A 10299-nucleotide genomic window follows, 5' to 3' on the forward strand; every position below is an offset into this window, starting at 1 on the left:
CCGGCGGAAGCTGTCGGGGCGCTGACACGGGGGGCGGTGGTCGGTCATGTCGTTCGTGCCCGCGGCACCGAGGAGCCCGCACTGGACCTTCACCGCCGTTGCCACCGGGCTGGCCACCCCGGCCCTCCTGTTCGGCCTTGAGCGGGCCTACCGGTCGATGCAGAGCTGCCTCGGCGCGTACGGAGCACGGCTCAGCGATCCGGAGCTTCCCGACGCCTGCTCGAACGTCACCGCCCTGGTGGGTGTGCTGGGGCTGGCCGCCATCGGCTACGTCGCCGCGACGACGGTCACCGGCCTGTGCGTGGGTGTGGTGGAGGGGAAGCGCCGGCGTGGCTTCGGCCACCGGCGCCGGGTCGCCGTGGTCGTCGTCGGGGTCGCCGCCCCGTGGGCGTTGCTCCTCTACGCCGCCGGTTACGGCATCGGTCGGCTCGTGCCGCCGCCTCCCGTCGACACCACGTGGGCGGACGGGTGCGACGCGGCGCGCCGTACCCTCGACTTCCTCTCCGCGGGTGGGGAGCCGGACGCCGTGCCCGCCCAGGGGTTCCTCACCGACGAGTCGGTGCATCTGGACGCCCGGCTGCACTACGCGCGTCACTACGGCTCGGCGGTCACCTACACCCAGACCTCGACTGTGGCTTTCGGGTCGACGGCCTTCGTGACCGGCGCCCTGGTCGCCAACGCCATCGGCAACAGCAGCGCCCGCTCCCGGGCCGAGCGGATGGCCCGGCCGCAGTGGCGCGAGCACCAGCTCGCCCGGGTCGTCCTCACACCCACCAGGACCTGGTGCCAGACCGGCGGGCGGTGGTTGTCGTTCCACCACAGCGGCGTCCTGGAATACCACCTCGACCAGCACGGTGTGGTGCTCGTGTTCGGCGACACCGAACCGCTGCGCCTGACCGGGCCGACCGCCTGGGTGCACGCGGTCCTCTTCGCGTACTTCCGCTTCGGGGCCTCGGCCCTGCCCACCACCGCCTTCCTCCTGCCGATCCGCGCCCTGCCCACGCCGGCGTCGACTCCGCCGCGGTCGGCGGCTTCCCCGTCCGGGACGTGATCCCCGGCGGCCCGGTGGGAGGCGGGTCGGAGATCAGCGGGCCGGCCGGCGCTGAGCGGGCACCTCAGCCGCCGAACCAGCCGGGTACGTCGAGGCGGAACACGTCGGCGGGAACCATCCGCCGCAGGTCGTCCTCGATGGCCGCGACCCGGTCCGCGCCCAGCGTGGCCGCCCACCTGTCGCGCAGCTCGTCGAAGACCACGGCGGAGCGGTGCAGTCCGTCGTGCCCCCGCGCGGTCATCCGGACCAGCTTGCGGCGGGCGTCGGCGGGGTCGTCCACGCGTTCCAGGTAGCCGAGCGCGACCAGCCGGTCCACGGTCTTGCCTGCGGCCTGCTTGGAGACCCCGAGGCGTTGGCCGAGGTCGGAGGCGGTGGTGCCGGCCGGGCCGACGGCCTGCAGGACGAAGCCGTGGGCCGGGCGCAGCTCGGGGTGCCCCCGGCGGGCCAGCTCGGCGTGCAGGTCGTCCACGAGCGTCCGGAAGCCGGCGAGCAGGAGCAGGGGCAGCGCGAAGCCAGGGCGGTCAGCCATTGCCATCTTCGACAACCATGTTTACTATTCGGTCAACCACGTTGACTATCTTACGAGAGGGGTTCTGCCATGTCCCGCTTCACCGCGTACGAGCCGGACACCGCACCGGCCGCCGCCCGCCCGGTCATGGCCGGCGTCCGCCGCGCGCTGGGCCACCTGCCCGCCGCCGTCGGCCTGATGGCCGGCTCGCCGCAACTGCTCACGGGCTTCCTCGCCGCCAACGCCGCCTTCGAGGCCACCGACCTCGACCCGATCGCCCGGGAGGTGGTCGTGCTCACCGTCGCCACCCGCAACGGCTGCCACCTCTGCGTGGCCATGCACACCGCGACGCTCGTCAGGCACGCCGCCGCGCCCGAGCTGACCGACGCGCTGCGGACCGGTGGGACGTTGCCCGACGCCCGGCTGGAGGCGCTACGGCGGTTCACCGTCGCCGTGCTCGACCATCGGGGTGCCGTGCCCGACGCCGACCTGGACGCCCTGCTCGCCGCCGGATGGCAGCCCCGGCACGCGCTGGACGTGGTGCTCGGCGTCGGCACCTACACGATCTCGACGTTCGCCAACCGGCTCACCGACGCCCCGCTCGACGCGCCCCTGGCCCCGTACGCGTGGCAGCCCGCGGCCTGAGCTGCGGGTGTTAGGAAGGGGCCCCTTCACTACCGGAGGCGTTAACAGGGGGCCCGGCCTTACCTGCGCAGGAGGGTGCGGGAGGATGAGAGCATGGCGGCTCGCTTTCCGTACACCGATCTGAAGGACTTCCTCAAGGCGCTGGAACGCGCCGGGGAGTTGCGACGGGTCACCGTCCCGGTCGACCCCACACTGGAGATCAGCGAGGTGGTCACCCGGACGGTCCGCGAGGGCGGGCCGGCGCTGCTGTTCGAGCGGCCCACCCGGGGCGAGATGCCGGTGGCGATCAACCTGTTCGGCACCGAGAAGCGGATGGCGATGGCACTCGGGGTGGAACACCTCGACGAGATCGGCGCGCGGATCGGCGACATGCTGAAGCCGGAGCTGCCGCAGGGCTTCTCCGGGATGATGGGCGGCCTCGGCAAGGTCATGCAGCTCAAGTCGATGCCGCCGAAGAAGGTCAAGACGGCCCCCTGCCAGCAGGTGGTCTACCGGGGCGACGACGTCGACCTGAACCGCCTGCCCGGGTTGCAGGTGTGGCCGGGCGACGGCGGGATCTTCCACAACTTCGGGTTGACCCACACCAAGCACCCGGAGACCGGCAAGCGCAACCTCGGGCTCTACCGGCTCCAGCAGCACTCGCGCAACGCCGTCGGCATGCACTGGCAGATCCACAAGAACTCCACCGCGCACCACGCGGTCGCCGAGCGGCTCGGGCAGCGGCTGCCGGTGGCGATCGCGATCGGCGCCGACCCGGTGGTGGCATACTCGGCCAGCGCGCCGCTGCCCGCCGACATCGACGAATACCTGTTCGCCGGCTTCCTCGCCGGTGAGCGGGTCGAGATGGTGGACTGCCTGACCGTCCCGCTGCAGGTGCCGGCGCACGCGCAGATCGTGCTGGAGGGCTACATCGAGCCGGGCGAGCGGCTGCCCGAGGGGCCGTTCGGCGACCACACCGGCTTCTACACGCCGGTCGAGCCGTTCCCGGTGATGCACGTCGAGTGCATGACCATGCAGCGCGACCCGGTCTACCACTCGATCGTCACCTCGCAGCCGCCGCAGGAGGACCACGGGCTCGGCAAGGCCACCGAGCGGATCTTCGCACCGCTGCTGCGCTTCCTGATCCCGGACATCGTCGACTACGACCTGCCCGCCGCCGGGGTCTTCCACAACTGCGCGATCGTGTCGATCCGCAAGCGCTACCCGAAGCACGCGCAGAAGGTGATGAACGCGATCTGGGGCGCGCACATGATGTCGCTGACCAAGTTGGTCGTGATCGTGGACGAGGACTGCGACGTGCACGACTACAACGAGGTCGCGTTCCGTGCCTTCGGCAACGTCGACTACGCCCGCGACCTGCTGCTCACCGAGGGGCCGGTGGACCATTTGGACCACGCCTCGTACCAGCAGTTCTGGGGCGGCAAGGCCGGCATCGACGCGACCCGCAAGCTGCCCGAGGAGGGCTACACCCGGGGCTGGCCGGAGGAGATGCGGATGTCGCCCGAGGTGGTGTCGCTCGTGGACAAGCGGTGGAAGGAGTACGGGATCTGATGACGGCGGTGCAGGAACGGCCCGGCCGGGTCACCTCCTTCCTCAAACTCGTCGCCATCGAGCACTCCGTCTTCGCGTTGCCGTTCGCGTACCTGTCGGCACTGACCGCCATGCAGCTCCACGGCGGGCGGGTGCGCTGGGGAGACCTGCTGCTGATCACCGTGGCGATGGTCGGGGCGCGGACGTTCGCGATGGCCGCCAACCGCATCCTCGACAGGCGGATCGACGCGCGGAACCCGCGTACCGCGAACCGGGAACTGGTCACCGGCGCGGTGAGCGTGCGGACGGCCTGGACCGGCGCGGCCGTCGCGCTCGTGGTGTTCCTGGCCGCCGCCGCCCTGCTCAACCCGCTCTGTCTGGTGCTCGCGCCGCTGGCCGTGGTGCCGCTGGTGGTCTACCCGTACGGCAAGCGGTTCACCAACTGGCCGCACGCCATCCTCGCGGTGGCCCAGGCGGTCGGCCCGGTCGGCGCCTGGCTGGCGGTCACCGGCACGCTCGACGGCTCCGGCCCGGCCTGGCTGCTCGGCGCCGCGGTCGGCCTGTGGATCGGCGGCTTCGACCTGATCTACGCGTGCCAGGACGCCGACGTGGACCGGGAGATCGGGGTGCACAGCGTGCCCGCCCGGTACGGGCTGCGGTTCGCCCTGCACGCCTCCACCGTCGCGCACGTGGTGACGTTCGCGCTGTTCATCTGGTTCGGCGCGTGGGTCGGGTTCGGCTGGCTGTGGTGGGTCGGGCTCGCGCTCACCGGGGTGGCCTTCGCCTACCAGCACCTGGTGGTCACGCCCACCGACCTGAGCAAGGTCAACCGGGCGTTCTTCACCGCCAACGGCTTCGTCGGCATCGCGCTGTTCGTCCTCGCGTTGCTCGACCTGGTGACCCGGCTCGGCCTGCGTCCCTGACGCGGCGTCGGGCCGGGCGACCCGATCAGGACGCGGCGGCGGCCGGGTAGCGGGCGCTCTCCAGCGTCCAGTCGACGGTGCCCCGCACGGCGGCGGCCAACCCGTCGAGGTGGGCGGCGACCGCCTCGTCGAGTGCCGGGCCGAATGACGGCGCCGTCGCGTGCAGCGCCGCGAAGCGGGCCATCTCGGTGCGCCAGTGCCCGGCCACCAGGTCGACCGCGACGGGCAGCGGCACACCCCGTTCGGTGGCCACCGCCAGCACCAGGTTGTGCCCGCCGCCGGTGGCGTGGTCCCGCTCCAGGGAGGCGATGTCGTTGAACCAGGAGAGCAGGTCGTTGGCGAGGTCGGCGAGCCGGCGCAGTGCCGGGTGCCGGTAGACCGCCTCGGGCAGCGGCCGGCCGGACGCGAACTCGATGAGCGGATACGACACGTACGCCGCCGAGGTGGCCCGGCGCAGCCGCACGTACTCGGCGACGCCGGGCGGGCGTCCGGCGGAGGTGGCGACGGCCTCCCGGCCCACCCCGTCGAGGTGGTCGGCGACCGCGTCGGCGAAGCGCAGCCGCCACCGGGCGGGCATCCGGCGGCGCGGCTCCCGCCACGCCTGCACCAGAAGTCGGCGCAGCGGGCCGGAGAAGCCGCTGCGCCGGACCCGGGGGCCGTCGCGCAGCAGCGCGAGCGCGCCGTCGCGCACCGCGCGGATGTGTTGCGGTGCGAGCCGGTCCGGCCCGTCACAGGCGTCGTCGACCAGGAAGAACCAGGTGAACAGCAGGGTCAGCACCCGCAGGTCGGGCTCGGTGGCGGCCGGGTAGAGCCGGCCGGCGTACCTGGCGAAACCGGCGCGTGCCAACCGGTGCCGGGCGGCCGGGTCAGGCGTCAGCCCGAGGCGGTCGACCTGCTCCACGAGCCAGCCCTGCACCGCGTCGGCGTGCGGGGAGAGCCGGGGCACGATGGGGCAGTCGGCGCGCAGCGCCCGCAACACCGCCGTCATCGCCGGGTCCTTCACTGGAGGTGGGGTGGAGATCGCAGAATCGCACACCCCCGGCGGATCCGACACGCCGTGCAGGACACTCCGGTAATCAGGGACAAACCCCCGCCTTTGGGGCCCACCTGCGGGGGTCGTGGCCGTACACCCCGCCCACCAGGCAGGCTTGACGACATGCGCGAACCATGGGTGGTGGGTGTCTCCGGCGCCTCCGGCACGCCGTACGCGGCGGCGGTCGTCCGGGGCCTGCTCGACGCCGACCAGGCGGTGGACCTGATCGTGTCCCGGGCGGCCCGGCTCACCGTCCTGGACGAGACCGGCCGTCCGTTCCGGGACGCGCACTGGACCGAGGACCTCGCCGCCTGGCTCGACCGCGACCTCACCGACGCGGACCTGCGGCACTGGCCCGCCGGCGACCTGGCCGCCGGCCCGAGCAGCGGCTCCTACCGGGTACGCGGCATGGCGGTGGTGCCGGCCAGCACCGCGGCCTGCGCCGGCATCGCCATCGGGCTGTCCAAGGACCTGCTCCAGCGGGCCGCCGAGGTGAACCTCAAGGAGCGCCGGCCGGTCGTCGTGGTGCCCCGGGAGACGCCGGTGACCCGCAGCCACCTGGAACACCTCATCGCACTGCACGACGCCGGTGCCGTGGTGCTGCCGGCCAGCCCCGGGTTCTACGGCGCCGGTGCGGCGGCGTCCGCCGCACAACTTGTCGACTTCGTGGCCGGCAAGGTGCTCGACGCGCTCGGCGTGCCGCACACCCTGTTCCGGCGCTGGTCCGGCGAACTGGCCGTCGCCCGCCGGGAAACGGAACCCCGCTGACGGGCCGCCCGGCGCCGGGTGGGACGCGGCCCGTCAGCCGGACCGCGCCCCACCCGATTCAGTACATGCCGGCGTTCGCCGGACCCGAACCGGAGGCAGCGGGCGAGCCCACGTTACGGGCCTTGCCCATGTCCTCCGCCTCGTCCAACATGCCCTCCCCCTCGAGCAGGGCCCGCACCTCGGATTCCCGAAACCGGCGGTGCCCTCCTGGAGTTCGGATACTGCCGATCCGGCCGGCCGCTGCCCATCTGGTCACGGTCTTCGGGTCAACCCGAAACAGCGCAGCGACCTCACCCGGCGTCAGCAGGCGATCTCCAGTGTCCACAGCCCCCTCCTCGCGTCGACGAAGCCCCCGGCTGAACACACTGCCCCCGGCCGGTGCGAGCCCAGAGCCGTCATGAGGGACGTATGGCAATTACAGCACCGAGGATCGGACGTGTCCGCCAAACGCGAAAAACGCACACACTGAGAAGTTAGTAAATGGTACCGGCGGAGAAACCCCGCGACCGCACCTTTGGGAAGCGCGACGCCATGTCCAACGGTGCCCACCGTGTCGGGTCACGGCGCAACGGATAGGGTCACTCTCCGTGGACACGATCGACCTGAGCCTCGTGGAGCTGTTGCGGGGCAACGCCCGCCTGTCGTACGCCGAGCTGGCCCGTCAGGTCGGCCTCTCCGCGCCGGCCGTGCACGAGCGGGTCGGCAAGCTGGAGTCCAGCGGCGTGATCCGCGCGTACCGGGCCGAGGTCGAGCCGGAGTCCATCGGCCTCGGGGTCACCGCGCTGATCGGCATCGTCGAGGACTCCGACGCGGACACCGACGACGTGCTGGAGTCGTTCCGCCGCATCGCCGAGATCGAGTCCTGCTACTTCATGGCCGGCGTCGAATCCTTCCTGCTCAAGGCGCGGGTGGGCACGATCGCCGAGCTGGAACAGCTGATCGTCCGGCTGAACCGGACCCCGGGCGTCGCGTCCACCCGCACCAGCATCGCGCTGTCGACCAAGTGGGAGAACCGCCCCCAGCCGCTGGAACCGCCCACCACCTGACGCCCGCCGCCTCCGGCTCGCGCGGCAGCGCGCGGGCGGATACCGTGCGCCGATGACGAGCGCGGAGAAGGGTGCCGCCGTGGTGACCGGGGCGGCCGGCGGGCTGGGCCGGGCAATCGCCGCCGCGCTGCACGCCGACGGGTGGCCGGTGCTGCTCACCGACGTCGACGCGGCGGCGGTGACCGCGGCAGCCGCTACGCTCGGTGGCTGGGCCCGCCCCCTGGACGTACGCGACGAAGCCGCCTGCGCGGCGGTCGCCGCCGAGGCGGCCGGCACCCCCGGTGGGCTGGGGCTGTGGGTGAACAACGCCGGCATCCTGGTCACCGGCCCGTCCTGGACGCACGACGCCCCCGCCCGCCGCCGGGTCGTCGAGGTGAACACGCTCGGCGCCATGAACGGCACCCTCGCCGCGCTGGACGTGATGCGGGAGCAGGGCCACGGCCACGTGCTCAACGTCATCTCGCTGGCCGGGCTGATCGCCGCGCCCGGGGAGACCGTCTACGCGGCCAGCAAGCACGCCCTGCTCGCGTTCAGCCTCGGCACCCTGGCCGACCTGCGGATGGCCGGGCTCCGGGGCGTACACGTGTCGTGTCTGTGCCCGGACGGGATCTGGACGCCGATGCTGCACGACAAGCTGGACGACCCCGGGGCGCTGGCCTCCTTCACCGGTTCGCTGCTCACGCCGCAGCGGGTGGCCGCGCGGGCCGCGCGGCTGGCCCGGCGGCCCCGCCCGGTGGTCAGCCTGCCGCGCTGGCGCGGCGCCCAGGTGCGGCTCCTCGACGCGTATCCGCGGCTCGCCCTGGCACTGACGCCGCTGATCCGCGCCGCCGGGTTGGCCGGGCAACGCCGGCAGGCGCGGCAGGTCCGGGGCAACCCGAACCATCCTCGCTTGTAACGTTGCCGGCGTGACTCATCTCGACCGGTGCGACGAGACCAGCCGCCGCTGGGTGACCGAGGCGATCGCGGCGGTCGAGGCGGACGCCAACCGGTCCGCCGACACCCACCTGCTGCCGTTCCCGCTGCCCAGGGCGTGGGGGATCGACCTCTACCTGAAGGACGAGTCGGTGCACCCGACCGGCTCGCTCAAGCACCGGCTGGCCCGCTCGCTGTTCCTCTACGGGCTCTGCAACGGCTGGATCGGCCCGGAGACCACGATCATCGAGGCGTCGTCCGGGTCGACGGCGGTCTCCGAGGCCTACTTCGCCCGGATGCTCGGGCTGCCGTTCATCGCGGTCATGCCCGCGTCCACCTCACCCGAGAAGATCAGCCAGATCGAGTTCCAGGGCGGGCGCTGCCACCTGGTCCAGGACCCGGCCAAGGTGGTGATCGAGGCGCGCTGGCTCGCCGAGGACACCGGCGGCCACTACATGGACCAGTTCACCTACGCCGAGCGGGCCACCGACTGGCGCGGCAACAACAACATCGCCGAGTCGATCTACGCGCAGTTGGCGCTGGAACGGCACCCGGTGCCGGCCTGGGTCGTGGTGGGCGCCGGCACCGGCGGCACCAGCGCCACCATCGGCAGGTACATCCGCTACCGCCGCCTGCCCACCAAGCTGTGCGTGGTGGACCCGGAGAACTCCGCCTTCTACCCGGCCTGGCAGGCCGGCGACTGGTCGGTGCACACCGGCCGCGGCTCCCGGATCGAGGGTATCGGCCGGCCCACCGTCGAGCCGTCCTTCCTGCCCAGCGTGGTCGACCGGATGGTCCAGGTGCCCGACGCCGCGTCGCTGGCCGCCATGCGGGCCGGCTCGGCGGTGCTCGGCCGCCTGGTGGGCGGCTCCACCGGCACCAACCTGTGGGGGGCCTTCGGGCTGATCGCGCAGATGCTCGCCGCCGGCCGCACCGGCTCGGTGGTCACGCTGATCTGCGACCCGGGCGACCGCTACGGGGACACCTACTACTCCGACGAGTGGGTGGCCGCGCAGGGCCTCGACCTCGCCCCGCCGCTCGCCACCGTCGACCGGTTCCTGAGCGACGGCGTCTGGCCGGCCTGAGCGGTCAGCGCGGCTCGGCCCGTTCGGCCAGCCCCGGGTAGCGCACCACGAAACCCTCCGGATCGACCTCCAGGTCGGCGCTGAAGCTGCCGCTGGCATACCGGACCCGTCCCGGACCGAGTGAGGTGTAGACCTGCTCGGCGGGCACCACGACCAGGCCGGGCAACAGCACCCAGGCCACCGTCACGCCGGTGGCCAGGTCGGCGGGGAGCCGCCCCAACCCGATCCGGCGGATCGGCAGCGTGTTTGTCAGCGGGGAACCGCCCAGGTCCACGTCGAGCGCCTCGGCCAGCCGGCCCGGGTCGTCCGTGCCCGGCAGACCAGCCGGCGGATGCCCGGCCGCCCGCAACGCCGCGTCCAGGTCACCCTCCTCACCGGTGCGCACCCGCCACCCGTCACCACCCCGTTCCAGGCGTACGCTCCGCGCCCAGCCGGCGCCGTCGACCTCGACCTCGAACCGGGTGGTCGACCAGTCCGGCGCGAGCGTCAGGTGGTAGCGGCAGGTGTAGGGGATCGGGTCCACGGCCAGCGCCACGCCCCGCGCGGTCAGCCCCTGACGGTCGTCGAGCACGACATGCTCGGAGCCGGCCGTGTCGGTCCGGGTCCAGAAGAGCGACTTCGGCATGGCCCGGACGTTACGCGACCGGAGAGTCACCGGCAGCGGATGCGCGAACGCCGTGGCCCCCCGGGGGGTCGGGGGCCGGGGGCGGGGGGAGTGCCTCGATCATGGGGTCCGCGCCGGGGGGGGGGCGCCCCAACCGCGCCGGGGGGGCCCCCCCCCCCCCGGCGCCCCGCACC

The 10299-nt window shown here is 73.0% G+C and carries 12 protein-coding genes; 8 read left to right on the forward strand and 4 right to left on the reverse strand.

What is annotated here, in order from left to right; genetic code table 11:
- The first annotated feature begins 46 nt into the window (after window positions 1-46).
- Window positions 47-1051 carry a hypothetical protein gene (locus ACLQ2X_RS17250; RefSeq protein WP_425682048.1) on the forward strand — a complete coding sequence of 335 codons (1005 nt, stop codon included), beginning with the start codon at window positions 47-49 and terminating at the stop codon, window positions 1049-1051.
- A 64-nt stretch (window positions 1052-1115) separates the two neighbouring features.
- Here ACLQ2X_RS17250 and ACLQ2X_RS17255 read toward each other — a convergent pair whose 3' ends face one another.
- Window positions 1116-1580, reverse strand: coding sequence for a MarR family winged helix-turn-helix transcriptional regulator (locus ACLQ2X_RS17255; protein ID WP_425682049.1), 465 nt, complete (start codon window positions 1578-1580; stop codon window positions 1116-1118).
- A 69-nt stretch (window positions 1581-1649) separates the two neighbouring features.
- Between ACLQ2X_RS17255 and ACLQ2X_RS17260 the strand changes: the two genes are divergently transcribed.
- The 3 genes from ACLQ2X_RS17260 to mqnP all read left to right on the forward strand — a co-directional run bounded on the left by ACLQ2X_RS17260 (window position 1650) and on the right by mqnP (window position 4657).
- Window positions 1650-2204, forward strand: a complete 555-nt coding sequence (locus ACLQ2X_RS17260) for a carboxymuconolactone decarboxylase family protein (protein ID WP_425682050.1) — start codon at window positions 1650-1652, stop codon at window positions 2202-2204.
- Window positions 2205-2297: 93 nt separating this feature from the next.
- A complete protein-coding gene (locus ACLQ2X_RS17265) occupies window positions 2298-3755 on the forward strand; it encodes a menaquinone biosynthesis decarboxylase (protein WP_425682051.1) in 1458 nt (485 codons plus the stop codon).
- Window positions 3755-4657 (forward strand): menaquinone biosynthesis prenyltransferase MqnP, encoded by a 903-nt coding sequence (gene mqnP, locus ACLQ2X_RS17270; protein WP_425682052.1) that lies wholly within the window; start codon window positions 3755-3757, stop codon window positions 4655-4657. The genes ACLQ2X_RS17265 and mqnP overlap by 1 nt, the downstream gene beginning before the upstream one ends.
- Before the next feature lie 25 nt (window positions 4658-4682).
- Here the strand turns inward: mqnP and ACLQ2X_RS17275 are convergent, their stop codons facing one another.
- Window positions 4683-5645 (reverse strand): terpene synthase family protein, encoded by a 963-nt coding sequence (locus ACLQ2X_RS17275; RefSeq protein WP_425682053.1) that lies wholly within the window; start codon window positions 5643-5645, stop codon window positions 4683-4685.
- 168 nt (window positions 5646-5813) lie between these two features.
- Here ACLQ2X_RS17275 and ACLQ2X_RS17280 point away from each other — a divergent pair, with 168 nt between their 5' ends.
- Entirely contained in the window at window positions 5814-6458 is a 645-nt protein-coding gene (locus tag ACLQ2X_RS17280; protein WP_425682054.1) for a UbiX family flavin prenyltransferase, read from the forward strand.
- A gap of 58 nt (window positions 6459-6516) precedes the next feature.
- Here ACLQ2X_RS17280 and ACLQ2X_RS17285 read toward each other — a convergent pair whose 3' ends face one another.
- A complete protein-coding gene (locus ACLQ2X_RS17285; RefSeq protein ID WP_425682055.1) occupies window positions 6517-6783 on the reverse strand; it encodes a BldC family transcriptional regulator in 267 nt (88 codons plus the stop codon).
- Window positions 6784-7045: 262 nt separating this feature from the next.
- Between ACLQ2X_RS17285 and ACLQ2X_RS17290 the strand changes: the two genes are divergently transcribed.
- Genes ACLQ2X_RS17290 through ACLQ2X_RS17300 form a run of 3 tightly spaced genes read left to right on the forward strand, consistent with a single transcriptional unit; the run spans window position 7046 to window position 9501 of the window.
- A complete protein-coding gene (locus tag ACLQ2X_RS17290) occupies window positions 7046-7504 on the forward strand; it encodes an Lrp/AsnC family transcriptional regulator (RefSeq protein WP_425682056.1) in 459 nt (152 codons plus the stop codon).
- A gap of 52 nt (window positions 7505-7556) precedes the next feature.
- Window positions 7557-8399 (forward strand): SDR family NAD(P)-dependent oxidoreductase, encoded by an 843-nt coding sequence (locus ACLQ2X_RS17295; RefSeq protein ID WP_425682057.1) that lies wholly within the window; start codon window positions 7557-7559, stop codon window positions 8397-8399.
- A 10-nt stretch (window positions 8400-8409) separates the two neighbouring features.
- Window positions 8410-9501 (forward strand): PLP-dependent cysteine synthase family protein, encoded by a 1092-nt coding sequence (locus tag ACLQ2X_RS17300; protein WP_425682058.1) that lies wholly within the window; start codon window positions 8410-8412, stop codon window positions 9499-9501.
- 4 nt (window positions 9502-9505) lie between these two features.
- On the opposite strand, the gene ACLQ2X_RS17305 is transcribed toward ACLQ2X_RS17300, so the two are convergent.
- Window positions 9506-10126: a putative glycolipid-binding domain-containing protein gene (locus tag ACLQ2X_RS17305; RefSeq protein ID WP_425682059.1), complete on the reverse strand. Its 621-nt coding sequence runs from the start codon at window positions 10124-10126 to the stop codon at window positions 9506-9508.
- Window positions 10127-10299 lie beyond the last annotated feature (173 nt).

It is taken from the genome of Micromonospora sp. DT31 (genome assembly GCF_049841795.1).
In the GTDB taxonomy this organism is placed as follows: Bacteria; Actinomycetota; Actinomycetes; order Mycobacteriales; family Micromonosporaceae; genus Micromonospora.

What these genes read in the sequence shown, in the direction of transcription:
- ACLQ2X_RS17250 (WP_425682048.1), top strand. Translation starts at nt 47, where the DNA reads ATGTCGTTCGTGCCCGCGGCACCGAGGAGCCCGCACTGGACCTTCACC.
- ACLQ2X_RS17265 (WP_425682051.1), top strand. Translation starts at nt 2,298, where the DNA reads ATGGCGGCTCGCTTTCCGTACACCGATCTGAAGGACTTCCTCAAGGCG.
- ACLQ2X_RS17295 (WP_425682057.1), top strand. Translation starts at nt 7,557, where the DNA reads ATGACGAGCGCGGAGAAGGGTGCCGCCGTGGTGACCGGGGCGGCCGGC.
- ACLQ2X_RS17275 (WP_425682053.1), bottom strand. Translation starts at nt 5,645, where the DNA reads ATGACGGCGGTGTTGCGGGCGCTGCGCGCCGACTGCCCCATCGTGCCC.
- ACLQ2X_RS17305 (WP_425682059.1), bottom strand. Translation starts at nt 10,126, where the DNA reads ATGCCGAAGTCGCTCTTCTGGACCCGGACCGACACGGCCGGCTCCGAG.
- ACLQ2X_RS17280 (WP_425682054.1), top strand. Translation starts at nt 5,814, where the DNA reads ATGCGCGAACCATGGGTGGTGGGTGTCTCCGGCGCCTCCGGCACGCCG.
- ACLQ2X_RS17255 (WP_425682049.1), bottom strand. Translation starts at nt 1,580, where the DNA reads ATGGCTGACCGCCCTGGCTTCGCGCTGCCCCTGCTCCTGCTCGCCGGC.
- ACLQ2X_RS17260 (WP_425682050.1), top strand. Translation starts at nt 1,650, where the DNA reads ATGTCCCGCTTCACCGCGTACGAGCCGGACACCGCACCGGCCGCCGCC.
- mqnP (WP_425682052.1), top strand. Translation starts at nt 3,755, where the DNA reads ATGACGGCGGTGCAGGAACGGCCCGGCCGGGTCACCTCCTTCCTCAAA.